Here is a 25721-nt window from a genome sequence, read left to right on the forward strand (position 1 = left end):
GCGTCAGGCTACCTGCTGTGCTGCTCGGCCTCTACGTCCGCCCCCAGCGGCCGATCAGCATCTTCAGGAAACGCTCCGCCGCAGGCGACATCGTGCCGGTTCTGCGGCGCACGACGCCGATGGTGCGTGAGATCTCGGGATTGAGGATGGGGCGCGTGACGAGGAAGGGATGATCGCTCTGCGGTGTCGCCATCTTCGGAAGAACCGAGATGCCAAGCCCAGCCTCGACGAGTCCAAGCGACGTGGAGAGATGCGTCACCTCGTAGAACCAGCGCAGCTTGATCGCTGATTTGGCGAGCGCGGCATCGAGCAGGGTCCGGTTGCCGCTGGACCGGTGGACGGTGATCAGGGGGTAGGGCTCGAGATCGCCCCAGCCGACCGTCGCCATCGCGGCGAGCGGGTGATCCTTGCGCGCGGCGAGCACGAAGGGATCCTCGACCAGACGGTCGAAGATCAGCTCGGGGTCCGATGCTCCCATCAGGTTGATGCCGAACTCGACCTCGCCACGCTCGACGGCCTGCAGCCCATCGGTGGCAGGCAGGTCGAGAATGCGAAAGCGGATGTTGGGATATTGATCGTTGAACTCGCGGATGACCGACGGCAGGAAGTAGAACGCCGCGGTCGGCAGGCAGGCGATGGTGACGAGGCCTCCGCGATTGAGGCCGCTGTCGCGCACAGCAAACAGCGAGCCGTCGAACTCCTCGATCATACGCCGCACGAGCGGCACCAGCTCGGCGCCGAGCGCCGTCAGCGCGACGTGACGCGTCGTGCGCTCCAGGAGCGGCGCGCCGATCGCGCCCTCCAGCTTCTGGATGCGCCGGCTCAATGCCGGCTGCGAGAGGTTCAGGGCCTCGGCGGCCCGATGAAAGCTCTCCAGATCCGAGACGCTCAGGAAGGCCCGGAGGTCTAGGATCTCACAATTGATGTTAATCATGCATCAATACCGCAATTCTTTGCATTTCAAAGATCGATCTCAGCTCAGTATACGCAACAGTAACTTAGATTGATACGAAATTGACATAACTGAGGCCGGCATGAACGATCTGATCTCGATACCGTGCGTCCTGATGCGAGGCGGAACGTCGAAGGGGCCCTTTTTCCTGGCGTCGGACCTGCCGAGCGATCCGGCCCGGCGCGATGAGATTCTGCTCTCGGTCATGGGCTCCGGTCATCCGCTGCAGATCGACGGCATCGGCGGCGGCAATCCGGTCACGAGCAAGGTCGCCATCGTCGGGCCGGCCAGCGTGCCCGGCGCCGACGTGGATTATCTGTTCGCGCAGGTGCGGATCGATCAGCAACTGGTCGATACCTCGCCGAATTGCGGCAACATGCTTGCCGCGGTCGGACCTTTTGCCATCGAGGCGGGGCTGGTGCCGGCGAAAGGTCCGGCGACGCTGGTCCGCATCCACAACGTCAATACGCGCCAGTTGATCGAGGCCGAGGTGCCGACCCCCAACGGCAAAGTGTCGTATCTCGGCGACGCGTCGATCGACGGTGTCCCAGGGCGAGCGGCGCCGATTGCGCTCACCTTTCTCGATGCGGCCAACCGGATGGACGAGATGTTTCCGACCGGCGAGGCCAATGAGACGATCGACGATCTCGACGTCACGCTGATCGACTGCGCGATGCCAATGATGATCGTGCGTGCGGAGGATCTCGGCGTGACCGGCTATGAGAGCGCCGCCGCGTTGAGTGCGAACACGGCGCTGCTGGAGCGGCTCGAGCGGCTGCGCGTGGCGGCCGGCGGGCGCATGGGACTCGGCGACGTTCGCGACCGTGTCATTCCCAAGCCGGTGCTGCTCGCCCCCGCGGTGCATGGCGGCCACGTGTCGGCCCGCTATTTCATGCCGCACGATTGCCACCCGTCGCTTGCCACCACCGGCGCCGTCGGCATCGCCACCTCGCTGATCGTGGCGGACACGGTGAGCGCGCGTCTCGCTGGGCTGCAGGTCGCGCCTGCGGTGATCGGCATCGAGCACCCGATGGGCCATATCGACGTCAAGCTGCAGGAGCGCGATGGCCGGATCGTGGCTGGGATTTTGCGGACCGCCCGCAGGCTGTTCGAAGGCTGCGTGTTCGCAAAGCCCGCGACACGGATGGTACACGCCGCCTGAGCGCACGCGGCGTCCGGACTCAATCGACATCGATAACAAGGGAGGAAGTCACATGCGTCGTCTCATGCTCGCCATCACTGCGGCTGTCGCAATCTGCGGCTCGGCCGCCGCCGAGCCCGTGCGCATCAGCGTCGGCTCGTACAATCTGAACAACCTGCCGTTTCCGGTCGCGGTGGGCCTTGGCCTGTTCCAGAAGGAAGGGCTCGACATCACCGTGGAGAATTTCGCCTCCGGCGGCTCCAAGACGCTGCAGGCGCTGGTCGCCGGATCGACCGATGTCGCCGTCGGCTTCTACGACCACACCATCCAGATGCAGTCGCAGAACAAGTCGGTCGTCGGCTTCGTGCTGCTGTCGCGCAATTCCGGTCTGGTGCTGGCCGGTGGCAAGGCTGCGACGTTCGACCCGGCCAGGCCGGAGACCATCAAGGGCGCCAAGATCGGCATCACCGCCCCCGGATCATCCTCGGACTTCTTCGTCCGCTATTATCTCAAGCAGAACAAGATCCCCGCCGAGAGCGTGTATCTGATCGGCGTCGGATCAGGGGCCGCTGCCGTGGCCGCGCTGGAGCAGGGCAAGATCGATCTGCTGGTGAACTACGATCCGGCCGCGACCTATGTCGAGCAGAAGGGGATCGGCAAGATCCTGATCGATGCGCGAAGCGACGAGGGCGCCAAGCAGGTCTATGGCGGCATCTATCCGACCTCCGTGCTCTACGCGACCCAGCAGTACATCGCGAAGAACCCGGCAACGGTCCAGAAGATCACCAACGCCACGGTCAAGGCACTGCGCTGGATCGCCACGCACAGCGCCGAGGAGATCGTCGCGGTGCTGCCGAACGATTTCATCTCCGGCGAGAAGGAGACCTATACGAAGGCGGTTGAGAACGCCAAGGCGATCTTCTCCAGAGATGGGCAGTTCGACGAGACCGATGTGCAGACGCCGCTGCATGTGCTCAAGAGCTTCAATGACAAGGTGGAGGCGGCGTCGATCGACCTCGCCAAGACCTACACCAACGCCTTCGCCGTGAAGGCGCAGAGCGTCTCGAACTGATCGGGAGGAAAACAATGGCACTCGCCGTCGTCAAGGACCCGGACCCGATGGTTCAGTCCCGCAGCGCCAGGAGCATGGTGGAGATCAATCAGGTCACCATGTCCTTCGGCAGCTACACCGCCGTCAGGGACGTGAATCTGACGGTCGCCGATGGCGAGTTTCTCGCCATTGCCGGTCCGACCGGCTGCGGCAAGAGCACCATCCTCAACGCGATCGCGGGCCTCTTGAAGCCGAGCGCCGGCAGCATCGCCATCGATGGCCAGCCGGTGCGCGGTGTCCAGGGCAACATCGGCTATCTGTTCCAGCAGGATGCCTTGCTGCCGTGGAAGACCGCGATCGAGAATGTCGAGCTCGGCCCGCTGTTCCGCGGCGTGTCGGCCCGTGAGCGCCATGAGCGCGCAATGGCCTGGCTCGTCAAGGTCGGGCTGAAGGGCTTCGAGCACCGCTATCCGCACCAGCTCTCCGGCGGCCAGCGCAAGCGCGTGCAGATGGCTCAGGCGCTCATCCATGGGCCGAAGGTCATCCTGATGGACGAGCCGTTCTCGGCGCTCGACATCCACACCCGCCACCTGATGCAGAACGAGCTGCTGCGGCTGTGGCAGGAGGAGAAGCGCGCGGTGGTCATGATCACCCACGATCTCGAGGAGGCCATCGCGCTGGGGGATCGCGTCGTCGTTCTGGCCTCGGGACCGGCCTCGCGGGTCATCGACAGCTTCCCAGTCGACCTGGAGCGGCCGCGCGACGTGGCCGAGATCAAGCTCGATCCGCGCTTCACCGATCTCTATCGCAACATCTGGGCCTCGCTGCGCGGGGAAGTGGAGAAGAGCTATGCCCGCCATGACTGAACGCCTCATCCAGCTCGCGTTGCTGATCGTCATCGTCGGCGGCTGGCAGGCCGGCGTCACCTATGGCGTCATCGATCCGTTCTTCTTCCCGGCGCCGCTGGCGGTGCTCAAGCAGGTGTTTGCCTGGCTGTCGGCGCAGAGCTTCTACGCGCATGTCTCGACGACGCTGACCGAGACGATCCTCGGCTACATCATCGGCACCGGACTCGGCGTCACCGCCGGCGTCTGGCTCGGCCTCAACCATTCCGCGGCGCGCATCCTCGATCCCTTCATCAAGGCGCTCAACGCCGTGCCGCGCGTGGTGCTGGCGCCGATCTTCGTGCTATGGCTCGGCCTTGGCCTGTGGTCGAAGGTGGCGCTTGCGGTGACCCTGGTGTTCTTCGTCACCTTCTTCAACGCGCTGCAGGGCGTGCGCGAGGTCAACCCGGTGGTGCTGGCGAATGCCCGCATCCTCGGCGCCCGGCGCTCGGAGCTGCTGCGTCACGTCTACTTCCCGGCGGCTGCGAGCTGGATCCTGTCGTCGCTGCGAACCTCGGTCGGCTTTGCGGTGGTCGGCGCCATCATCGGCGAATATCTCGGCTCGTCCGCCGGGCTCGGCCATCTGATCGCGCAGGCCGAAGGCAATTTCGATGCGGTCGGCGTGTTCGCCGGCATCTTCATCCTGGCGATCTTCGTGCTGTGCATCGACGCGCTGCTCGACCTCGTGGAGAGCCGCCTGATCAAATGGCGTCCCAACGTCGCCGAGCGTCCGGCCTGATCCGGATACGACAGAGCGCCGGTCCTGACGGGCCGGCGCTCTTGCATTGATCACCAGGCTTCAGGCCGGCACGAGCTCGGTCAGCGAGCGGATGATGCGGTCGGGCTTGACGTCGGTGCCTTCCGGCAGGCCGTCGCCATGGACGTCGATCCAGATCGAATAGATGCCGAGCCGCTGTGGCGCCACGATCTCCCATTCGAGATTGTCGCCGATCATCCAGGTGTCTTCGGGGCCGACGCCGAGCCGCTCCATCGCGTGCCAATAGGCGCGCTCCTCGGGTTTGCCGAAGCCGTGCTCGCCCTCGATCTGGATGTGGTCGAAGCGGTGCGCCAGCGCGAAGCGCTCGATCTTGGCGCGCTGCTGGCCGGCCTCGCCGTTGGTCACGAGCGCCAGCCGGACGCCGCGCGCCTTGAATGCGTCGATCGCCTCATGCGCGCCGGGAAAGATGAACATCTGCTCGTCGCGATAGGCGGTGAAGCGGTCGGCGATGCGGATCGCAAGCTCGGTCGGCAGCGCCTGGCCTGCGGCGGTCAACGCCGCGAAGCCGCCCTTGACCACCTCCTGGCGGGCCTGGATCAGCTTCATCCGCCATTCGGCGCCGGCGACCGACCAGAAGCTGCGCGCCGAGGAGAGGATCGCGGCCGCCACCTCCTGCGAGGTATGCGGCGCCAGCTCGTCGGCGAATTCGGTGGCGACGATGTTCCACGCGATCTCGGGCCGGCCATAGGCCGACAGGATGGTGTCGTCCATGTCGATCAGCATGGCGCGGGGCAGGGGAGCGGTCATCTCCTTGGTACGCGGCGGCGGGGCTGAAGGTTTCAGGGCCATTTCACTTCGGGCGGCATCGAGGACAGGATCGAGTCGACATTGCCGCCGGTTTTCAGCCCAAATGTGGTGCCACGGTCATAAAGCAGGTTGAATTCGACATAGCGGCCGCGCCGGATCAACTGCTCCTCGCGGTCCGCGTCGGTCCAAGGCGCGCCGAAATTGCGGCGGACCAGCTCCGGATAGACCTTCAGGAAGGCGCGGCCAACATCCTGGGTGAAGGCGAGATCGGCCTCCCAGTCGCCGGAATCGTGATGGTCGTAGAAGATGCCGCCGATGCCGCGCGGCTCCTTGCGATGGGGCAGGTAGAAGTACTCGTCGCACCAGCGCTTATACTTGTCGTACGACGCGACCGCCGCATGCGCATCGCAGGCGCTCTTCATCGCGGCGTGGAAGGCGAGCGTATCCGGGTCTTCCTGAGTGCGGCGGCGGTCGAGCACCGGCGTCAGGTCGGCGCCGCCGCCGAACCAGGCCTTCGTGGTCACGACGAAGCGGGTGTTCATGTGCACCGCCGGCACGTGCGGCGACCACAGATGCGCGATCAGCGAGATGCCCGAGGCCCAGAACCGCGGATCCTCGGCGGCGCCAGGGATCTGGCTGCGGAATTCGGGCGCGAACTCGCCATGCACGGTGGAGCAGTGCACGCCGACCTTCTCGAACAGCCGGCCGTGCATCATGCTCATGACGCCGCCGCCGCCCGGGCCGCCGGCATGATCGGTGCGCTCCCATGGCGTGCGCACGAAGCGGCTGGCCTGACGTGGATAGAGCGCGGCCGGCGCCTCGTCCTCGAGCCGCTCGAACGCCGCGCAGATCTGGTCGCGCAGGCTCTCGAACCAGGAGCGGGCGCGGGCCTTGCGATCCTCGATGGCGGCAGTGGTCATGGCAGTTTTCCCCGGGGCGCGTTTCTTTCACCCTCCCCTGGAGGGGAGGGTGGGACCGCTCATGTCGCTACACCTGGCTACTACCATAAGCGATCAGCCCTGCGGGCCAAAATAGGTGCAGGTCTCGCGGCAGCTGTCGCGGTGGACGCTGACCTTGGTGACATGGCCGATGGAGCGGACGCGCTCATAGATGAAGCGCGACAGGTTTTCGAGCGTCGGCAGCCCGATCGCCTCGATCTTGTTCAGGAACTTGTGGTCGAGCATGGCCTGGATCTCGCTCAAGCGCTGCGTCAGCACGCCGAAATCCACCACCATGCCGGTCTCGGGATTGGTCGCATCGCCGCGCACCGTCACCTCGGCGCGGAAGGAATGGCCGTGGATCTCCTGGCTGGCTTCGCCGAGCGTCGTAATCGGCAGCGTATGCGCGGCCTCGAAGGTGAACGACTTGGTCAATTCCCACATCGTGTCAGTCACAATCCCTATCTGATGCCGATCATCTTGTGCGTCTGCAGGCTGAGCCGCCATTGCGGATGATGCTGGCAGTATTGAATCGCGCGCGCCGTGTTCGCGGCCGCGTCGGGCCCGTCCATCGGCTGCAGCGAGAAACGCTCGAAGGCGAGGCCTTCGAACCGCTCCGGCTCGGCGCCGTCCTGCGGATAGACCAGCTTCAGCTCATGGCCCTGCCGCAGCTTCAACTCGGTGCCCGCTTTCGGGCTGACGCAGATCCAGTCGATGCCGTCGGGCGGAATGAGCGTGCCGTTGGTCTCGATCCCGACCGCGAAGCCGCGGGCGTGAAGCGCCGTGATCAGGTCGGCATCGACCTGCAGCAGCGGCTCGCCGCCGGTGAGGATCGTATAGCGGTCGGCGGCACCGCCTGTCCATTGCCCGGCAATCGCCTCGGCGAGATCGGCGCTGTCATAGCGGCCCCCGAGCGTGCCGTCGGTGCCGACGAAATCGGTGTCACAGAACCGGCACGTCGCGGTTGCGCGGTCGGCCTCGCGTCCGCTCCACAGGTTGCAGCCGGCGAAGCGGCAGAACACCGCGGCGCGGCCCGCCTGGGCGCCTTCGCCCTGCAGGGTCATGAAGATTTCCTTCACCGCGTAGCTCACCCTTCGGCTCCTTGTGCAGATTGCAATTGGACGAATTGTCCGGTCTGGCGCAGCGCCTCGCCGGCGGCCATCGCCGCCGCCATCGCCACGTTCAGCGAGCGCAACCCGGGCTGCAGCGGAATCCGCAGCCGCGCATCGGCGACCTCCGCCACGGCCTCCGGCACGCCGGCGCTCTCGCGCCCGAGCAGCAGGATGTCGTCCGCGCCGTAGCTGAAGTCGAGATAGCAGGTCGCGGCCTTGGTCGTCAGCAGCAGCAGGCGATGGCCCGCCGCCGCCCGCCAGGCCTCGAACGCGTGCCATGAGTCGTGGCGCCGCCAATTCAACTGGTCCAGATAGTCCATGCCGGCGCGGCGGAACTGCCGGTCCGACACCGGAAAGCCGGCCGGCTCGATGATGTGGGCCGCGAGCCCGAGGCAGGCGCACAGCCGCAGGATCGTTCCGGTGTTCTGCGGAATGTCGGGTTGATAGAGCGCGATCTGCATGCGAATTGGTCTTAAGACTGAGGCGGAAAGTCCGCTTCCTGCGCGGGAATTGGTGCATGGCGTGCTGCAGGGCCGATAGCGGGCTTGCGCTCGTATCGCAAGGGTGCCAATAGAACGATTCTGGACGGCTTGTTCCCCAGGGGCGGTGGAGCGAGCCGTTTTCTGCCGCCGCGGGGGACGCGGGCGCCGGCAGGATCTCCCGGTCACGTGATCTCCAACGCCGAGATCTAAGACGTCGAGCGGGGCGGTTCCACCGGCTGCAACGAAGAAAGGGTTGGAATCGTGACAGCGTCTACTGCGGATCATCCGACACGCCGGGATTTTCTTTTCGTCGCCACGGGCGCGACCGCAGCGGTCGGTGGTGTGGCCGCCTTGTGGCCCTTCATCTCCCAGATGAATCCCGATGCCTCGACCATCGCGGCCGGTGCGCCGATCGAGGTCGACCTCTCTCCGGTCGCCGAAGGTCAGGACATCAAGGTGTTCTGGCGCGGCAAGCCGATCTACATCTCCCACCGCACCAAGAAGCAGGTCGAGGAGGTCCGTAAGGTTCCCGTGTCGAGCCTGATCGATCCGGCGACCGACCAGTCCCGCACCAAGGACGGCCACGAGCAGTGGCTGGTCGTGATCGGCATCTGCACCCATCTCGGCTGCATCCCGATCGCCCATGAAGGCAACTACGACGGCTTCTTCTGCCCGTGCCACGGCTCCCAGTACGACGCTTCCGGCCGCGTGCGCCAGGGGCCGGCGCCGCTCAACCTTCCCGTCCCGCCCTATCAGTTCGTTTCCGACACCAAGATCCAGATCGGCTGAGCGGACGTTCGTCTTCAGCTCACGCTCGATCGTGCAAGATAATTTCTTCAGGAACGCATCATGAGTGGACCTTCTGACTACCAGCCGAGCCACCCCGCCTTGAAGTGGCTCGAGCAAAGACTTCCGATCATCGGCCTGGTCCACTCGTCCTTCGTTGCCTATCCGACGCCGCGGAACCTGAACTATTGGTGGACGTTCGGCGCCATCCTCTCGATGATGCTGGGTGTCCAGATCGTCACCGGCGTCATCCTGGCGATGCACTACACGCCGCATGCCGACCTGGCCTTCAAGTCGGTCGAACTGATCGTGCGCGACGTGAACTACGGCTGGCTGCTGCGCAACATGCATGCCTGCGGCGCGTCGATGTTCTTCCTCGCCGTCTACATCCACATGTTCCGCGGCCTCTATTACGGGTCATACAAGGCGCCGCGCGAGGTGCTCTGGATCCTCGGCGTCATCATCTATCTCTTGATGATGGCGACGGGCTTCATGGGCTATGTGCTGCCGTGGGGCCAGATGAGCTTCTGGGGCGCCACCGTCATCACCAATTTGTTCTCGGCCGTGCCGTATTTCGGCGAGAGCATCGTGACGCTGCTGTGGGGCGGCTATTCGGTCGGCAACCCGACCCTGAACCGCTTCTTCGCGCTTCACTACCTGCTGCCGTTCCTGATCGCCGGCGTGGTCGTGCTGCACGTCTGGGCGCTGCACGTCGCCGGCCAGAACAACCCGGCCGGCGTCGAGCCGAAGACCGAGAAGGACATGGTGCCGTTCACGCCCTACGCCACCATCAAGGACTTCTTCGGCGCCACCTGCTTCCTGATCTTCTATTCCTGGTTCATCTTCTACATGCCGAACTATCTCGGCGAGGCCGACAACTACATCCCGGCCAACCCGGCGGTGACGCCGGCGCACATCGTGCCCGAATGGTACTACCTGCCGTTCTACGCCATCCTGCGCTCGATCCCGAACAAGCTCGCCGGCGTCGTGGCGATGTTCGCGGCGATCATCGTGCTGGTGTTCCTGCCCTGGCTCGACTCGGCCAAGACCCGCTCCAACAAGTACCGTCCGCTCGGCAAGCAGTTCTTCTGGATCTTCGTCGTCGTCTGCATCGGCCTTGGCTATCTCGGCGCGCAGCCGCCGGAGGGCGTCTATGTCGTGCTCGGCCGCATCCTGACGGTGCTGTATTTCGCCTACTTCCTGATCGTGCTGCCGCTGCTCGCGCGCATCGAGCGGCCGCGCCCGCTGCCGAACTCGATCGCTGACGACGTGCTGGCCAAGTCCGGCCGCAAGGCGGCGCCGATGGTCTCGACCGTGATCGCGCTGGCCGCCGCGGTGTCGCTGCTCGCCGGCAGCATGGGCGACGCCCGTGCCAGCGAAGGCCAGGAGAACCCGCCGTCGGCGAGCTGGTCGTTCGCCGGTCCGTTCGGTACCTTCGATCGCGGCGCCGTGCAGCGCGGCCTCAAGGTCTACAAGGAAGTCTGCTCGAACTGCCATTCGCTGCAATACGTGGCGTTCCGCAACCTCGCCGAGCCCGGTGGCCCCGGCTACTCGGCGGCGCAGGCCGCCGCCTTCGCGGCCGAGTACAAGATCAAGGACGGTCCCAACGACGCTGGCGACATGTTCGAGCGTCCGGGCCGGCCGGCCGACTACTTCCCGTCGCCGTTCCCGAACGAACAGGCCGCACGGGCCGCCAATGGCGGTGCGGCCCCGCCGGACCTGTCGCTGATGGCCAAGGCGCGCTCATACAAGCGCGGCTTCCCCTGGTTCCTGATCGACTTCTTCACCCAGTTCCAGGAGCAGGGCCCGAACTACATCAACGCGCTGCTGCAGGGCTATGAAGAAACCCCGCCGCACGGCGTCACCATCCCGGAGGGCTCGTACTACAACAAGTACTTCCCCGGGCATGCGATCAAGATGCCGCCGCCGCTGTCCGACGGCCAGGTGACGTTCGACGACGGCTCGCCGGCCACCGTGAAGCAGTATGCCCACGACGTCGCGACCTTCCTGATGTGGACCGCCGAACCGCACATGGAGGCGCGCAAGCGCCTCGGCTACCAGGTGTTCATCTTCCTGATCATCTTCGCCGGCCTGATGTACTTCACCAAGAAGCGGGTCTGGGCCGCCGCGCATTGAGCGGTGTGCGGGCCATCACGGCATGAGATTGAAAAAGCCCCTTCGGGGGCTTTTTTGCTTTTGGCCGGTCTGGCCGTCGCGCCATTGGCGAGGCACGGCAGAGGAGGCGACGCATGACTTCATCGTTGGCCTTCGCAGGCGCCGCCGTGCTCGAAATCGGCGGCTGCTTCGCGTTCTGGGCCCGGCTGCGGCTCGGCCAGTCGCCGCTATGGCTGCTGCCGGGGCTGGCCGCGCTTGCCGGCTTTGCCTATCTGCTGACCCTGGCCGACAGCCCGCTCGCCGGCCGCGCCTATGCCGCCTATGGCGGCATAGATATCACCGCGGCGCTGCTGTGGGGCTGGCTGGTCGAGGGCCATCGCCCGGATATCCGGGATCGTCGCGGCGCCGGTTGTGGTCCCGGATGTCGCTGCGCTCATCCGGGCTACGGGAGTCACGTTGAAACGAACCCGATTGCTCCCGTCGCGCCGGACACGCATTTGCGGTAAACCCCGCTCCTGAGCTTCCAACAGAAAATGCGGAGGAACACATGGGCACACTCATCAGCTTCAAGCGCCCCGACGGCCAGGAGGCCAAGGGCTATCTCGCCAAGGCCGCGCAGGCCGATGCGCCGGGCGTCGTCGTCATCCAGGAATGGTGGGGCCTGCAGGACCAGATCAAGGGGATGTGCGATCGTTTCGCGCTCGCCGGCTTCAACGCGCTGGCGCCCGATCTCTACAAGGGCACGGTGGTGCCCTATCACGACACGGATGCGGCGGGCCGGGAGATGAACTCGCTCGACTTCATGGACGCGACCACGCAGACCGTGCGCGGGGCCGCGCAATATCTGGCGCGCAACGGCGCCAAGGTCGGCCTCACCGGCTTCTGCCTCGGTGGCGCGGTGACGATCATCGGCGCGACCAAGATCGACGAGTTCGCCGCCGGCGTCGTGTTCTATGGCATTCCGCCGGAGCAGGCGGCGAAGCCGGCCGACGTCAAGATCCCGCTGCAGGCCCACTTTGCCAACAAGGATGATTGGTGCACGCCGGCGCTGGTGGACGGCTTCGAGAAGGCGATGAAGGCCGCCGGCAAGTCGCTCGAGCTCTATCGCTACGATGCCGAGCATGCCTTCGTGAACGAGCAGCGCATGACCGTGCACGATCGCAGGGCCGCCGAGCTCGCCTGGGGCCGCGCCACGGCGTTCTTCCACAAGCACCTCGGCTGAGCCGAGAGGGCCGGCGTGTCGGTCCTCAACCGTGCCGCGCGGACTCAAACCGCGCGGGCGGTCTTGGTCTCGGCCGACGGCTGTTCGGCCTCATCGAGAGCCGAAGCGTCGTTTGCAGGATCCAAGGGATCGGCGCTGGTCACCGCGTCGGCGGGGCGTCGCCGACGCTTCGTCCGCTTCGCCTGCGCTTCGAGGAAGCAATCGAGCAGCGTCGGCTGCTTCGGGAGCGCATGCGACACTGAAGGCTGTTTGCCGCGGGCCATGTTAACCAAGGTAATTCAATATGGTTAACCAATCATTGCCACACTATTGCAGCTAGACAACAGTGTTGCCCTCGCGCACAGCCAAGTTATGTAACTTTTTTGGGGTTGCGACAATCATTGGTCGATAAGTGAAGCATTCTGCACGCGCGCAACATGAGGTTGTGGAGGGGGCTCACAGCCGCCGGCTGCAGCTTTTCGCCGCTTGCCGCCGTACGCTTCCGCGAATCACCGGGATTTTGTGGGGATCTGAGCATTGATCATGTTCGCAGCGCGTCGCTTCGTTCGATGGTCGAATTCGCCGTGTCTCGCCGTCGGTTGCGTCGCCGAAACAATCTGAGGTAGCGTTTTCCGGTCCCTCTGCTGATGGAGAAAGCCGTGCGTGTGGCCTTTGCGCTGGCTGGGCTGGGCGGCTTGAACGCCCATGGCGCCGGCTTCCTCGACACCGCCCGCGCCTGGGGCGTCACGCCGGATCTCGTCACCGCGACGTCCGGCCAGATCCTGGTGCTGTCGGCGTGGCTTCAGGGTCTCGATCTGCGCAACGAGCTGATGTCCTCCGACCGCCTCAGAGATCCGGCGTCGCAGCTGCGCACAGTGCTGTTCGGCTATCCCGGCGTGTTTCGTCCCGCCTATGCCGAGGCGCTGGCGCGATTCGTCTCCTGGCCGGATTGGCGCGACGGCCCGTTCAACGCCCTCGCGGACCGGCTGTGGCCGGCGCAGCAATATGTCCCGGTGCGCAGCGAGGCTGACTTCGCGCACGCGGCGGAGACGCTCAATGCCACGCCGATCGGCGTTGTGTTCAACACCTATGATCCCGAGGCGGGCACGGGCTATCTCTACGGCAACGAGGCGGCGCGGGCGCTGCTGCCGGCGGAGAAGTCGGTTCCCAACGCCCATGCCGTCAAGGCGCGGCAATCGGCGGCCAAGCGCGATCTGCGCTACGCCTCCGAGGTGCTGGCCGAGCGCGCCATCCGCCCGATCACGCCAGAGGCGGTCAAGGCTGCGCTGTGGCTGTCGCTCTACGGCTTCACCAAGCTGCCCCAGGGACAGATGGACGGCGCCTATCACCGCGCTAGCATCATCTCCGAGCTGCACGGCTTCGACCGCGTCTTCGCCGTCCGCCCGCTCGCCCAGGGGTGGCAGGGCCAGGCGCCCGGCAATTGGTTTGAGGTGCAGGACTGGACCACTGAGATGTGGTTCTCGGTCGGCTACAAGGCCGAGGTCGACGCGCTCAAGCGCATCAACGATCTGATCGCGGGCGGCGTGATCACCGATCCCAAATACAAGACCGTCGATCTGGTCGAGATCCAGCCGGAAACGCCGGCCGGCTATTTCAACTACTTCGTCGAGCGCGGCGAGGTGTATGAGAATGCCGTGGTGGCGACGGAGATGAAGTTCGCTGAGCTCGGGCTGGTGAAGCCGGGGACGTGACACGATCCGCATGAGTCGCGGCCGCTACCGCAACAGACGCCGGAGCGGCCGCGCAGGCTTGGCGACTGCCTTGGTGTCAGCCCGCGGTGATGGCCCCCGCAAGCGCTTCGTTGGTCATCGGCCTGCCGTCCAGATTCCAGGTGCCGTCGACGGCGTGGACGCCATTGGACCAGATCCGGTCCCTGGCAAGCGCCCCGCCGGAGAGGTCATGCAGAATGTCGGTGGCTTCGCCGAAGAACGCCGTCTGGACCTCGTGACTGGCGAGCGCGAACGATGGTGTCTTGGTCTCGATCCAGGCGCCATCGACCGGCTTGCCGCCGGCGAATGCTTGGCCTTTCGGCAGGATGTTCAGATGGGCGGTGACGTTCGCCGTCATGATCCTGTTGCCCGCGAGACCATGGTGCCTCAAGAACGATTCCGTGATCCGCGCAACGGCGATCGGCGCCTTGTCGGCGGCGATGACGCCTTCGGTGAGTGTGAGACTGATCGGCATGACTCCTCCTGTGCTCGCCCTGTGGCGGTTGTCCTGGGGAACGGCGGTCATTAAATAACGACCGTGATCCACTAATAGAATAACGATCGTTATGAGTCAATCATGAAATAACGATCGCTATGGAAGGCGCCAGATGCGGTACCACGCCGAGCACAAGCAGGAAGCAAAGACGAAGTTGTTGGAGGCCGCGGGGCGCGGCTTTCGCCGGCTTGGCTATGGCGGGATCGGCGTCGACGGCCTCGCCAAGGAAGCCGGGGTCACGTCCGGCGCCTTCTACGGTCACTTCAAGTCGAAGGATGCTGCGTTCGAAGCCGCCGCGTTGGCCGGGCTGGACGAGCTCAGGATGGGGATCGCGAGTCTTCAGCAGCAGATGGGAGTGCGCTGGGCCGAGGCGTTCATCGCGTTCTACCTCGGCGAACGTCTCCATTGCATTCTGGACTCAAGCTGCGGACTGCAGAGCCTGACGCCGGACGTGACGCGCGCAAGCGAGGAAACGAAGGCCGCCTATGGCGCCGCGCTCGAAAAGGTCGCGCAGCAGATCGCAAAAGGGTTGCAGGGGAGCACCGATGAAGCTCGGCTGCAAAAGGCCTGGTCGCTGATGGCGATCCTCTCGGGAGGGGTGACGATGGCGCGCAGCGTCGGCTCACGCGAAGCCCGCGATGCCATCGCCTCCCACCTCAAGCAAGCCGCGCTGGCGCTTCTGTAGAGCAACTGCCGCGCGAGCACTCGGCTGCGCAAATTTAACCCGGCCTCTCGCCGCAACGGCAGTGAGGGGGTCCACGAGCTCACCCTGCCTGCGATGAAATCGTCTACGATGGATGACCATCAGCGATGGCTTGTCCCGCATGAGCAGGGGGCATGACGATCGTATCGTCCTCTTCTTTAGTAGCCATGGTTTGGGTCGCATCCTGGGCGTGCTCCCACGAACGCCAGCGCCCGCGGACCCCCACCCCCGACCCCTCCCCGCAAGGGGGAGGGGAGCGCACCGTCTTTGTGGCGGCAGCTCAACCCTGACGCGGCGTCGATAGGCTGGCGGGGCAACTGATCAGGCAATCTTGGATCACTCGACGGACCCCGCGGCGAGCATTATTTCGCCGCCGACGCCACCTCGATCATGTGGCACCGCTATCCGCGCTTCATCCGTCACCTCGTCACCAAGAAAATACGGCTGGGACGGCACCAAGGAGCACACCGAGCTGATGTGGCGCGACCACGACGATCTGGCGCCGTTCTACAAGGGCTGCGGTGGCAAGACCGCGAGATGAGTGACCGGCGCGACCACGTCGGCACGCGCGCCGTGGCGATCTTCCTCTACATCTTCCCACCGTTCCTGCTGCGAGGCAGATCCGATGCGACGTTCCCTCGATGCCGCGCTGTGTCTTGCCGCCTATCTGGGATGGTGCGCCTACGTGTTCGGCGAGATCGCGCTGTGTGCAGGCAAAGACCGGCGCGCGGCATCATTGCCGGCAGCGGTGTTGCCGGGGTGCATCGTTTTTGGAATCTCGTATTTCAACGATCTTGCGGTTAGACCGCGGTCATGCACAATGACCTCGACGCCGACGGGGTCCAGCCGCCGGCGCCTAGGCCAGACATCAGGTCAGATCAGACTGATGCTGGGTCTTGCCTTGATCAGGTAGACGATGATCGCGATCACGATCACGACGGCAGCACCGGTACCGGGCAAACCGGTCCCGGTGATGTCGATCGGTCCGAACGTTAGTCCAATAGTTCCTTCCATCTACTACTCCGTTCTGGTTGTTGAACGAGCGACTGTCGCGCAGCTGAAGGATCTCGTTTCGTCCTCCTGACCGCAACGAAAATCGCATGCAGCATATGCCCTATCCTCATGCGTTTCGCTCAATAGTTCGGCGAAAGCGGGCCTATGCTCCCCATTTGTACCTCATTGTCTCTGCTTCGCAACATCCGCAATACCCCGGCACCGTGTTCTCCCTGCGCAGCACAAGGTGTTGGGTAGGCAGGTGAATTAGCCGGACGCAGCGCGGTCGCAAAGTGTCATCGATCCCAGTGAACCGCGAGTGAACTATTCCGTGGTGGGCGACGGTCCTGTGCCGCGCGACTAATCAATCGACTTTGTCATAGGTTTCGGTTCTCGATGACTCTCCACGCCATCCTGATGGCCCTCGCCATCGTCATGACGCCGGTTGCCGCTGCGGCGCATCCGCATCGTCGCCACCAGCATCATCATCGGCACGATGCATGATCATCGAACCGATGACTCTTGTTGACAAGAATTCCGGCGACAACGCATTCGTTCTGGTTCGCGTCGTCGGCAGCGTCATTTGAATGGTCCTATCGTTGAGGACGGACGGCGACATCGAGGTGTTCATGGAGGCCGCGGAGCTCGATCGTGTTATTGGTGCGCTTGAGCAGGCTCGCTCGGTGATTGGTGGTGAGCGCAGCACCTTGACTCCGCCGACCACGGATTAGTGGACGCAAATCGCCAAGAGGATCCGCGCTGGCCGGCTCGCTCCTTCATGTCGTCTTCAACATGTCCGCCGTGGGCACGTTGCGCGCCGCGCTCCGGCAGGCTGGCCGCAACGAAGGTGTGCTTCATGACTCGGGCAATCGTGTCGCGAGAATGCAGACCCATGTTCAGTCGTCATCCTGTCTCGGATTGCGCTGTCGGCTCGCCGATGCAGGCGCGATGATTGACGCGAGTACGCTGCCCACCCTCCCCTGGAGGGGGAGGGGCGCTCGCACGCGAAGCGTGCGAGCGGGGTGGGGTGTGCCACCGGCGACGGTCCATGCGGAGAGATCACCCCACCCCGCCTCACGTTTCGCTTCGCTCTCCGTGAGACGACCCTCCCCCTCCAGGGGAGGGTGGCAGTCGGGCCGGCACTTCGCGCAGTGCTCGAAAGCCGAGGGTTCTGAGCGGGAATGATAAGCATGCCACCTCCGCCAACCCCGACTGTGGCCCTCCCGCCCTTGACCGCGGCCGTCCCGCGTGGTCAGTTCCGCGCCATGAGCACCGTTGTCCGCCCAGCCCGTCTCTGGCGGCGCACCTTGTAAAAGGTGGCCGGTGCGATTTGTCTGACATCCAATCGCTTAGGGGCCGCCACGCAGCGGCGGCTTCCGGTTGGTCCTGTGTGGCGTTTCCTCGGTAAATTCCGTAAGAGGACCCCATGAACAGGACCGTTTTCGCCCTTCCGGCCCGCAGCGACTACCGCACCCATGGCGGGCTCGCGATCACGCGCGCCGTCGAGCAGTTTTCCGGTGGCGCCAGCCGGCTCGATGACCTGATCGACCTGCTCGACCGCCGCCGCGGCGTGGTGCTGTCCTCGGGCACGACCGTGCCCGGCCGCTACGAGAGCTTCGATCTCGGCTTTGCCGATCCGCCGCTGGTGCTCGAGACCAAGGGCACCACCTTCACCCTGCAGGCGCTGAATCGTCGCGGCGAGGTGCTGATCGCGTTCCTCAAGGACACGCTGCGCGAGCCCTGCGTGGTCATCACCGAGGCCTCGCCCGCGCGGCTCGCCGGGCACATCGTCCGCGGGCCTGCCCCGGTCGAGGAGGACCAGCGCACCCGCCGCGCCAGCGTGATGTCGCTGGTGCGGGCGATGATCGCTGTGCTGTCGGCCAATGACGATCCGCTGCTCGGCCTGTTCGGCGCCTTCGCCTATGACCTCGTGTTCCAGATCGAGGACCTCCAGCAGAAGCGGCCGCGCGAGAAGGACCAGCGCGACATCGTGCTCTACGTGCCGGATCGCCTGCTGGCCTACGACCGCGCCACCGGCCGCGGCGTCGTTCTTTCCTATGATTTTTCCTGGAACGGCCAGTCGACGGCAGGACTGCCGCGCGACACCGACGCCAGCGTCTACCTCAAGGAGCCGCGCCAGGGTTTTGCCGATCACGCGCCCGGCGAGTACCAGGCGACGGTCGAGAAGGCCCGCGCGGCGTTTGCCCGCGGCGACCTGTTCGAGGCGGTGCCCGGCCAACTGTTTGCGGAGCCCTGTGAGCGCTCGCCGGCGGAAGTGTTCCAGCGGCTCTGCCGGATCAATCCGTCGCCCTATGGCGCGCTGATGAATCTCGGCGACGGCGAGTTCCTGGTCTCGGCCTCACCCGAGATGTTCGTCCGCTCCGACGGCCGTCGCGTCGAGACCTGTCCGATCTCCGGCACCATCGCTCGCGGCCGCGACGCCATCGGCGATGCCGAGCAGATCCGCCAGCTCCTGAACTCGGAGAAGGACGAGTTCGAGCTCAACATGTGCACCGACGTCGACCGCAACGACAAGGCGCGGATCTGCGTGCCCGGCACCATCAAGGTGCTGGCGCGCCGGCAGATCGAGACCTACTCCAAGCTGTTCCACACGGTCGATCACGTCGAGGGCATGCTGCGGCCGGGCTTCGACGCGCTCGACGCATTCCTGACGCACGCCTGGGCGGTCACCGTGACCGGCGCGCCGAAGCTGTGGGCGATGCAGTTCGTCGAGGACAATGAGCGCTCGCCGCGGCGCTGGTATGCCGGCGCCATCGGCGCGGTGAATTTCGATGGCTCGATCAACACCGGCCTCACCATCCGCACCATCCGCATGAAGGACGGGCTCGCCGAGGTCCGCGTCGGCGCGACCTGCCTGTTCGATTCCGACCCCGCGGCCGAGGATCGCGAATGCCAGGTCAAGGCCGCGGCCTTGTTCCAGGCGCTGCGCGGCGATCCGCCGAAGCCGCTGTCGTCGACCGCGCCGGACGCCACCGGCTCCGGCAAGAACGTGCTCTTGATCGACCACGACGATTCGTTCGTGCACATGCTGGCGGACTATTTCCGCCAGGTCGGCGCCAACGTCACCGTGGTGCGTTACGTCCATGCCTTGAAGATGCTGGCCGAGCGCAGCTGGGATCTCATCGTGCTGTCGCCCGGACCGGGCCGCCCCGAGGACTTCAAGATCTCGACGACGATCGATGCGGCGCTCGCGAAGAAGCTGCCGATCTTCGGCGTGTGCCTCGGCGTGCAGGCGATGGGCGAATATTTTGGCGGTCAGCTCGGCCAGCTCGCCCAACCGGCGCATGGCAGGCCGTCGCGGGTCCAGGTGCGCGGCGGACGCCTGATGCAGGGGTTGCCGAACGAGATCGTCATCGGCCGCTACCATTCGCTGTTCGTCGAGCGCGACAGCATGCCGGAGGTGCTGACCGTCACCGCAGCGACCGAGGACGGCGTGGCGATGGCGATCGAGCACAAGACGCTGCCGGTCGGCGGCGTGCAGTTCCACCCGGAGTCGCTGATGTCGCTCGGCGATGCCGTGGGTTTGAGGATCGTGGAGAATGCGTTCCGGCTCAATCAGCCGGGGTGAAAGGTGGTTGCCGTCATCGCGAGGAGCGTGAGCGACGAAGCGATCCAGAGTTGTTTTCGCGGCGCTGGATTGCTTCCGCCTTCGCCCGAGTGGGCTTCGGCGGACACGTCGCTTCGCTCGCAATGACGGCACATAAACAGAGTGGATGAGAGCACGATGACGTTCGATCTGGACATCAAGAACACGGTCCGCACCATTCCGGACTATCCGAAGCCGGGCATCCTGTTCCGGGATATCACGACGCTGCTGGCGGACGCGCGCGCGTTCCGTCGCGCGGTGGACGAGCTGGTGCATCCCTGGGCCGGCTCCAAGATCGACAAGGTCGCCGGCATCGAGGCGCGCGGCTTCATCCTCGGTGGCGCGGTGGCGCATCAGCTCTCGGCCGGCTTCGTGCCGATCCGCAAGAAGGGCAAGCTGCCGCACAAGACGGTCAGCATGTCCTATGCGCTGGAATACGGCACCGACGAGATGGAGATGCATGTCGACGCGGTCGAGCCCGGCGAGCGCGTGATCCTGGTCGACGACCTCATCGCCACCGGCGGCACGGCCGAGGGGGCGGTGAAGCTGCTCCGCCAGATCGGCGCCACGGTGGTGGCGGCCTGCTTCATCATCGACCTGCCGGATCTCGGCGGCGCCGCCAAGCTGCGCGCGCTCGACGTGCCCGTGCGCACGCTGATCTCCTTCGAGGGGCACTGAGGAATGCGCGGCGGCGTCAGGACCGCTGCATCAGGAGCTCGTTCTCGATCTCGCGCAGCGCATAGTAGTTGCGCCGGATCCATTGATAGAGCTCGGTGGACGGGTCCTTCTCCTGGCGCAGATAGCCGGTAAAGGAGAACGAGAAGCGCTCGATATAGGTCCTCAGGAACGCGGGCAGGGCGGCAATGCGCAGATGCTTGCCGCGGCTGTAGAGGTCGGGGAGCTCCTCGCGCAGGACGTGGTCGTTTTCGACCACGATCAGCTGAGGTCGCGGGATCTGTCGCCGCAGGGCGTCGTAGGCGCGCATCGACACCCGGTCGCCCTCGGCGCAGTACAGAACGATCGGGATCACGTTCCGCCGTGAGGCCTCCTTCAAAAAGCCGATCTCCTCGGACATCTTGAAAAACTCGTCGAACGAGTAGTAGCCGAGGTCGATCACCTTGGCGATGCCGTCGTTGAGGATGACGCGATCCATCAATTGGATCTTGCCGTAGGTGTCCTCGATCGTCGCGGTCTCCGTGATCTGCGGCAGGAAGTCGAGCAGCGACGGCTCGCGCAAGGTGACGTCGAAGGCGAGCACCTGGCCGTTCTTGAGCAGCAGGAACTCGCTCAGCACCCGCGCAAGCAGCGTCTTCCCGGACTGCGGCCGGGGCGAGCAGACGATGTAGACGGGCGTTGCGGGCATCAGACCTATATCAGGTCAAATGCGGTTGCGATAAAGTCCCATCCTTCACGGGGCTGCTATTTTTCCCCGGCCGGCCGCGGCGCCGCCGCCTTGGTCGAACCGACGATGTCGGTCAGCTTGATGCGGTCGTACTCGCTCCAGACATTGGCGAGCCAATGCCGGACATAGCCGCGCAGCACGAAGGAGTAGTTGGCGGCCTCGTCGCGCGGACCCTTGTTGGCGACGAACTTCAGGAACGGCACCGAGGCGACCTCGACCTGCTCGAACGCCATCTCGTTGAGCTTGGGGATGGTCAGCTCGGTCGCATCCTTGATGCGGTGGAAGTAGGAATTGTAGGTCGACTGGTCCCACTCGAAGAAGCTGGTGTTGTTGATGAAGTTCTTCACCAGGAAGTACTTCGCGCCGATCATGTAGCTTGCCGTCTCCGCGATCTCGTCCAGCGAGGCGATCGACGAGCCCAGGATGTGGAACACCGCGAAGGTGATCTGGCCGGAGCGGGCGGCGTCGAGGAAGCCGATGTCGCGCAGTGCCGCGAGCGTCGGCGACATCAGGCCGGCGCGGACGTCGATCACGGTCACCGAGGGCGCCACCGCGCTCAAGGTGTCGAAGATCTTCATCTGGTCCGGCGTCGAATTCATGTCGACGATCTCGGTGATTTCCGGGTGGAAGCGCTTCAGGGTGCCGCGCGGATGCTCGGTGTCGAACGCCCGGGTCGGGACGTTGTTGGCGCTGAAATAATCGAGCAACGTCCGCGACACCGTGGTCTTGCCGACCCCGCCCTTGTCCGCACCCACCACAACCACTGCCGGTTTCGCCATGGAAAGTCCTTCAGCCCTGAGGCCGGCCAGGGGGCCGGCGCTTTGCATTCTGCTTTGGGCGCGAACATGGCAGAAACGCTGGAGAATTCAAATTCATTGCAGCACGAGACCGGGGAAATTTGCGCCTTCGCGGCAACAGATCGGCGCAATCGGACCCGTTCCAGCCGAAACGTCCGGTTCGTGCCGAAACACTTGAGAGCGAATGCCGGGATGATTGCGCGCTGCGCGCGATCGGGGCTCGAACAGCGCCGCAGCGGCTGGTCCTAATGCCGGCCCCATGGGCCTGCAGCAGGTGTCGTCCAGGGGCCTTCCGGGGCGGCTTGCCCGCTGCCGAGTGACTTACCCCCTCCATCGGCATCGCCCCACGGGCCGGCCGGGGGCAGCGGCGGTGGCGCAGTGCCGTCGGCTGGCTCGTCACCGGTATCGTTATCTCTCCCGTCGGACGGCAGCGCCAGCGGGCCGGGATCATGGCCGCCGGCGAACTTGATCAGCGCCTGGACGCGGGAGTCGACCGAGGGGTGGGTGGCGAACAAATCGGCAAAGCCCTCGCGCGGATTGTCGACGCACAATTCCATGACGGCGGAGGTGGCGCCGGGCAGTTCGCCCCGCCCTTCGATCTTGCGCAGGGCGCTGATCATGGCGTCCGGATTTTTGGTCAGCTCGACGGACCCGGCATCGGCAAGGTATTCGCGGGTGCGCGACAGCGCCAGCTTGACCACCTGGGACAGCAGCCAGGCCACCACGATCAGCACCACCGCGATGATCACGACGATGATGGCCCCGCCGCCGGAGCCCTTGCGGTCGGAGTCGGACGAGGAGGACGACGACGACGATCGGCCCCAGCCGCCGCCCCAGCTCATGTTGGTGAACAGGCGGAAGAACAATTCACCGAAGAAGCCGACCACCCCGGCGATGATCACGGCCACGACCATCAGCTGCACGTCGCCGTTGCGGATATGGGTGAGCTCGTGGCCGAGCACCGCCTCGATCTCCTGGTCATCGAGTGCGTTCAGAAGACCGCTCGTGACGGTGACGGCGTATTGCCGCGGATTCAGGCCGGTGGCGAAGGCGTTCAGCGCCGGGCTGTCCATGACCTTCAGCTGCGGCATGGTGATGCCGCGCGAGATGCAGAGATTCTCGAGCAGATTGTAGAGCCGCGGCTGCTCCTGGCGGGTCACGGCCGTCCCGCCGGTCACGGCGTCGATCATCTTCTGATGGAAAAAATACGCGATGACGATCCAGGCCGCGGCGCCGATCGTGGCCCAGGGCAACGCCTTGATCAGGTCGCGCGTAGCGGCCTGCATGTAATAGGCGACGCTGCCATTGCCGTTGATCATGACCTCGGCGATCAGCGCGCCGGCGAACACCAGCACGTAGATCAGCAGGAACAGGCCGCCGAGCAGCAGCACCGAACGGGTCTTGTTCGATGCGATGTGGGTGTAGAGACCGTAGGCGGCCATGGCGTCGGGCCCTTCAGCGCGGAGGGCGCGGGATCAGAACTTGACGCTGGGCGCGGCCTCGACCTCGGTCCGGCTGGCGCCGAGATCGAAGAATTCCTTGCGGGTGAAGCCGAAGGTGCCGGCGAACAGCGCGGCCGGCATCTGCTGAATGCCGGTATTATACTCCTGCACCGCGTTGTTGAAGAAGCGACGGCTGGCGGCGATCTTGTTCTCGATGTCGGAGAGCTCGCCGGCGAGCTGCTGGAAGTTGGCGTTGGCCTTGAGGTCCGGATAGGCCTCGGACAGCGCGATCAGGCGGCCGAGCGCGCCGGAGAGCTGGCCTTCGGCGGCCGAGACCTGGGCCGGGCCCTGCGCCGACATCGCCGCATTGCGGGCCTTGATGACCTCGTCCAGGGTGCCGCGCTCATGCGCGGCGTAGCCCTTCACGGTCTCGACCAGATTCGGGATCAGGTCGTGGCGCAGCTTGAGCTGGACGTCGATGTCGGCAAAGGCCTGGCCGACCCGCTGGCTGAGGGCGACCAGCCGGTTGTAGGCGCCAAGGGCGAACAGTACGAGGATGACGATGATGCCGAGGACGATCCAGCCGGACATGACGGGCTCCGAGGGAGAGGGCAGGAGGACGAGGCGCCGCCACGCGACGGCGCCGCCGGTCCGCAGGTGGACCGGCGTGCATTGGTCGCATTAGGGGGGATGCCCGTTCAAGTCGCTTGAGGCTGACTGGTCCGTTCGATGGGCGCCCAGGCGACCGAATGGGCGCCGGAGGCAGTGATGCGCAGGGCTCAATAGGGACGGGCGACCCGCCATTGCTGCGTGGGATCGTTGCCCTTGATATCGCCGGGGGCGCTGTCGAGCTGCGAGGTGTAGAGCGGACGGTAGCGGTAGGCCCACATCTTCTTGCCGTCGCTGCGGGTGATGACGGTGAAGTCGCCGCTGGCGGTCGCGTTGTCGGGTGCGATCAGCGGCGGCCGCTTCTCGGCACAGGCACCGTCGCAGGTCGACTTGTTCCCGGTGTTGTCGCGCTCGGTGTAGTACAGCGTCATCCCCTTGGGATCGACCAGGACGGGGCCGTTCTTGCCGACGATGGCCTTGGCCGGCGGGCCTTCCTGCTTCGGCGGGGGCGGTGCCGAGGATCCACCACCGTGGCTGTTTGCCAGGGCCGTTCCTGCCGAAGCCAGCAGCGCGGCGGTGATCATCATCGTCCTGAACATCGAAACGCGTTCCCTTGTGAGCAGCGCCTTCAGCGCCTGTTGCAGCTCACCGTAGCAAGCGCGGATTTCTCGCCGGTTTCGCGAAATCGCGAAAATGAGAGACGAATACGACCCACCGTTAACCATGGGCCGCCGGCCGAGGTATCTACGAACCTGGCGGCTCCACGCCGTCACCCCAGTCCCAGCGCCGCGCGGCGGCAAAGGCGGGCTTGTCGCGGCGGGGGATGCTGACGACCCTGGCGGCACCATCCGCCTGGCACAGCTTCGCGGTTGCCCCGACCTTGGTGACCGCCGGCGGCGCCAGCACGCGTGCGGCGGGCCGATGCGTCGCGGGCTTGCGGGTGAGGGCAATGAAGCTGAACTTCTCGTCCTCTAACGGAACGTCCGCGCCCTTGAGTTCGCGATGCGCCCGCGAGCGCGCCAGCCGCTGGGCGAAATGGCACCAATCCGGTGCGATCAGTGGACACGCCGCGGCGTGCGGGCAGGGGGCGGCGATGTGGGCTCCGGACGCGATCAGGCGGTCGCGCGCCGCGATGATGCGCTGATAGCCGGCGGGCGTGCCGGGTTCGACGATCAGGAGCGTATCGCCGGTCCTCGTCCACAGCGCATCAATGATGCCCGGGCGTTCGGCGTCGCTCAGTTCGCCAATCATGTAGCTGGCGATGACGAGATCGGCGCCCGTGCTGCGCTCGAGCAGCGCTCGCGCCGAGCCCAGCGCGTAGTCGAGGTCGCGGATGCGTGTCGCGTCGCCAGCGAGCGCCAGCGCGAGCGTGCGCAAGGCGGGATTGGAATCGATGGCGGCGAAAGACGCCAGCGACGGGAATGCGTCCGCCGCAGCGAAGCTTGCGGTGCCCGGACCGGCGCCGACATCGAGCAGCGAGGCCGGGGCGAAGTCCGGGCTCGCCTGCATCACGGCATTCAGGCTGGCCACCACCGCTGCATACGTCGCCGGCATCCGCACGACGGCATAGGCGATCGCGTCGGCTTCGCTCGTGATCGTCCCCGAATTGCCGCCGCTGCGATAGGAATCCGAGATGCGGGCCGCGCGGGCGGCGGCCTCCTGCCGCGACTGCCCGTGCAGCCTGGCTTCGAGGGATGCCTTCAGCGCTGCGGGCAGATCAGGAGAGATCATCGGTCCTCTCCGCGCGTCAGTCCG

At 65.4% G+C, this 25721-nt stretch carries 29 protein-coding genes; 13 read left to right on the forward strand and 16 right to left on the reverse strand.

Translation table 11 applies throughout. The features are described 5' to 3' along the window. Positions 1-31 precede the first annotated feature (31 nt). Positions 32-931 (reverse strand): LysR family transcriptional regulator, encoded by a 900-nt coding sequence (locus QX121_RS10040; protein WP_315738715.1) that lies wholly within the window; start codon positions 929-931, stop codon positions 32-34. A gap of 103 nt (positions 932-1034) precedes the next feature. Here QX121_RS10040 and QX121_RS10045 point away from each other — a divergent pair, with 103 nt between their 5' ends. Genes QX121_RS10045 through QX121_RS10060 form a run of 4 tightly spaced genes read left to right on the forward strand, consistent with a single transcriptional unit; the run spans position 1035 to position 4767 of the window. Next, positions 1035-2114 carry a 4-oxalomesaconate tautomerase gene (locus QX121_RS10045; RefSeq protein ID WP_315811818.1) on the forward strand — a complete coding sequence of 360 codons (1080 nt, stop codon included), beginning with the start codon at positions 1035-1037 and terminating at the stop codon, positions 2112-2114. Positions 2115-2166: 52 nt separating this feature from the next. Next, complete coding sequence (locus tag QX121_RS10050; protein ID WP_315738350.1) at positions 2167-3165, forward strand: ABC transporter substrate-binding protein; 999 nt, start codon at positions 2167-2169, stop codon at positions 3163-3165. Between the two features lie 14 nt (positions 3166-3179). Further along, entirely contained in the window at positions 3180-4010 is an 831-nt protein-coding gene (locus QX121_RS10055; protein WP_315738349.1) for an ABC transporter ATP-binding protein, read from the forward strand. After that, positions 3994-4767 carry an ABC transporter permease gene (locus QX121_RS10060; RefSeq protein ID WP_315738348.1) on the forward strand — a complete coding sequence of 258 codons (774 nt, stop codon included), beginning with the start codon at positions 3994-3996 and terminating at the stop codon, positions 4765-4767. The genes QX121_RS10055 and QX121_RS10060 overlap by 17 nt, the downstream gene beginning before the upstream one ends. A gap of 60 nt (positions 4768-4827) precedes the next feature. On the opposite strand, the gene QX121_RS10065 is transcribed toward QX121_RS10060, so the two are convergent. From QX121_RS10065 to QX121_RS10085, 5 genes are all read right to left on the reverse strand, one after another. After that, positions 4828-5553: an HAD family hydrolase gene (locus QX121_RS10065; RefSeq protein ID WP_315811852.1), complete on the reverse strand. Its 726-nt coding sequence runs from the start codon at positions 5551-5553 to the stop codon at positions 4828-4830. 32 nt (positions 5554-5585) lie between these two features. Continuing rightward, complete coding sequence (gene hemF / locus QX121_RS10070; RefSeq protein WP_315811819.1) at positions 5586-6473, reverse strand: oxygen-dependent coproporphyrinogen oxidase; 888 nt, start codon at positions 6471-6473, stop codon at positions 5586-5588. Between the two features lie 93 nt (positions 6474-6566). Then, on the reverse strand, positions 6567-6935 hold the full coding sequence (locus QX121_RS10075; RefSeq protein WP_315738713.1) for a 6-carboxytetrahydropterin synthase: 369 nt from the start codon (positions 6933-6935) through the stop codon (positions 6567-6569). A 17-nt stretch (positions 6936-6952) separates the two neighbouring features. Further along, positions 6953-7582, reverse strand: a complete 630-nt coding sequence (queE, locus tag QX121_RS10080) for a 7-carboxy-7-deazaguanine synthase (RefSeq protein WP_315811820.1) — start codon at positions 7580-7582, stop codon at positions 6953-6955. Next, the gene (locus QX121_RS10085) at positions 7579-8064 is read right to left on the reverse strand and encodes a tRNA (cytidine(34)-2'-O)-methyltransferase (RefSeq protein ID WP_315811821.1); all 486 of its coding nucleotides are present in this window, start codon (positions 8062-8064) and stop codon (positions 7579-7581) included. Before QX121_RS10085 ends, queE begins: the two co-directional genes overlap by 4 nt. 279 nt (positions 8065-8343) lie before the next feature. Here QX121_RS10085 and petA point away from each other — a divergent pair, with 279 nt between their 5' ends. The 4 genes from petA (at position 8344) to QX121_RS10105 (ending at position 12208) form a co-directional block, all read left to right on the forward strand. Further along, on the forward strand, positions 8344-8874 hold the full coding sequence (gene petA, locus QX121_RS10090) for a ubiquinol-cytochrome c reductase iron-sulfur subunit (RefSeq protein ID WP_315738712.1): 531 nt from the start codon (positions 8344-8346) through the stop codon (positions 8872-8874). 60 nt (positions 8875-8934) lie between these two features. After that, entirely contained in the window at positions 8935-11007 is a 2073-nt protein-coding gene (locus QX121_RS10095; protein ID WP_315776147.1) for a cytochrome c1, read from the forward strand. A gap of 113 nt (positions 11008-11120) precedes the next feature. Continuing rightward, positions 11121-11492 carry a YnfA family protein gene (locus tag QX121_RS10100; RefSeq protein WP_315811822.1) on the forward strand — a complete coding sequence of 124 codons (372 nt, stop codon included), beginning with the start codon at positions 11121-11123 and terminating at the stop codon, positions 11490-11492. A gap of 41 nt (positions 11493-11533) precedes the next feature. Next, positions 11534-12208 carry a dienelactone hydrolase family protein gene (locus QX121_RS10105; RefSeq protein ID WP_315811823.1) on the forward strand — a complete coding sequence of 225 codons (675 nt, stop codon included), beginning with the start codon at positions 11534-11536 and terminating at the stop codon, positions 12206-12208. A 44-nt stretch (positions 12209-12252) separates the two neighbouring features. Here the strand turns inward: QX121_RS10105 and QX121_RS10110 are convergent, their stop codons facing one another. Beyond that, entirely contained in the window at positions 12253-12471 is a 219-nt protein-coding gene (locus tag QX121_RS10110) for a hypothetical protein (RefSeq protein WP_315738343.1), read from the reverse strand. Between the two features lie 375 nt (positions 12472-12846). Between QX121_RS10110 and QX121_RS10115 the strand changes: the two genes are divergently transcribed. Next, positions 12847-13899, forward strand: coding sequence for a hypothetical protein (locus QX121_RS10115; RefSeq protein ID WP_315811824.1), 1053 nt, complete (start codon positions 12847-12849; stop codon positions 13897-13899). A gap of 76 nt (positions 13900-13975) precedes the next feature. On the opposite strand, the gene QX121_RS10120 is transcribed toward QX121_RS10115, so the two are convergent. Further along, a complete protein-coding gene (locus QX121_RS10120; RefSeq protein WP_315811825.1) occupies positions 13976-14392 on the reverse strand; it encodes a 4-oxalocrotonate tautomerase in 417 nt (138 codons plus the stop codon). A 133-nt stretch (positions 14393-14525) separates the two neighbouring features. Here QX121_RS10120 and QX121_RS10125 point away from each other — a divergent pair, with 133 nt between their 5' ends. Continuing rightward, the gene (locus tag QX121_RS10125; protein WP_315811826.1) at positions 14526-15098 is read left to right on the forward strand and encodes a TetR/AcrR family transcriptional regulator; all 573 of its coding nucleotides are present in this window, start codon (positions 14526-14528) and stop codon (positions 15096-15098) included. 349 nt (positions 15099-15447) lie between these two features. After that, entirely contained in the window at positions 15448-15657 is a 210-nt protein-coding gene (locus QX121_RS10130; RefSeq protein ID WP_315811827.1) for a hypothetical protein, read from the forward strand. Positions 15658-15989: 332 nt separating this feature from the next. On the opposite strand, the gene QX121_RS10135 is transcribed toward QX121_RS10130, so the two are convergent. After that, positions 15990-16130, reverse strand: a complete 141-nt coding sequence (locus QX121_RS10135; protein WP_315811828.1) for a hypothetical protein — start codon at positions 16128-16130, stop codon at positions 15990-15992. A gap of 412 nt (positions 16131-16542) precedes the next feature. Continuing rightward, positions 16543-16692: a hypothetical protein gene (locus tag QX121_RS10140; RefSeq protein ID WP_315811829.1), complete on the reverse strand. Its 150-nt coding sequence runs from the start codon at positions 16690-16692 to the stop codon at positions 16543-16545. A gap of 843 nt (positions 16693-17535) precedes the next feature. Between QX121_RS10140 and QX121_RS10145 the strand changes: the two genes are divergently transcribed. Beyond that, on the forward strand, positions 17536-19698 hold the full coding sequence (locus QX121_RS10145) for an anthranilate synthase component I (protein WP_315786776.1): 2163 nt from the start codon (positions 17536-17538) through the stop codon (positions 19696-19698). Between the two features lie 156 nt (positions 19699-19854). Continuing rightward, on the forward strand, positions 19855-20394 hold the full coding sequence (locus tag QX121_RS10150; RefSeq protein ID WP_315738337.1) for an adenine phosphoribosyltransferase: 540 nt from the start codon (positions 19855-19857) through the stop codon (positions 20392-20394). A gap of 16 nt (positions 20395-20410) precedes the next feature. Here QX121_RS10150 and QX121_RS10155 read toward each other — a convergent pair whose 3' ends face one another. The 6 genes from QX121_RS10155 to QX121_RS10180 form a co-directional block, all read right to left on the reverse strand. After that, positions 20411-21079 (reverse strand): hypothetical protein, encoded by a 669-nt coding sequence (locus tag QX121_RS10155; RefSeq protein WP_315811830.1) that lies wholly within the window; start codon positions 21077-21079, stop codon positions 20411-20413. Between the two features lie 56 nt (positions 21080-21135). Further along, on the reverse strand, positions 21136-21897 hold the full coding sequence (locus QX121_RS10160; protein WP_009025709.1) for a hypothetical protein: 762 nt from the start codon (positions 21895-21897) through the stop codon (positions 21136-21138). Between the two features lie 263 nt (positions 21898-22160). After that, positions 22161-23357 (reverse strand): M48 family metallopeptidase, encoded by a 1197-nt coding sequence (locus QX121_RS10165; protein WP_315811831.1) that lies wholly within the window; start codon positions 23355-23357, stop codon positions 22161-22163. A 33-nt stretch (positions 23358-23390) separates the two neighbouring features. Then, positions 23391-23948, reverse strand: coding sequence for a LemA family protein (locus tag QX121_RS10170; protein WP_315717271.1), 558 nt, complete (start codon positions 23946-23948; stop codon positions 23391-23393). A 188-nt stretch (positions 23949-24136) separates the two neighbouring features. Continuing rightward, positions 24137-24565, reverse strand: coding sequence for a hypothetical protein (locus QX121_RS10175; RefSeq protein WP_315738333.1), 429 nt, complete (start codon positions 24563-24565; stop codon positions 24137-24139). 145 nt (positions 24566-24710) lie between these two features. Next, the gene (locus QX121_RS10180; RefSeq protein WP_315811832.1) at positions 24711-25697 is read right to left on the reverse strand and encodes a small ribosomal subunit Rsm22 family protein; all 987 of its coding nucleotides are present in this window, start codon (positions 25695-25697) and stop codon (positions 24711-24713) included. Positions 25698-25721 lie beyond the last annotated feature (24 nt).

The sequence above is a fragment of the Bradyrhizobium sp. SZCCHNR2028 genome (assembly GCF_032380995.1).
Taxonomy (GTDB): domain Bacteria; phylum Pseudomonadota; class Alphaproteobacteria; order Rhizobiales; family Xanthobacteraceae; genus Bradyrhizobium.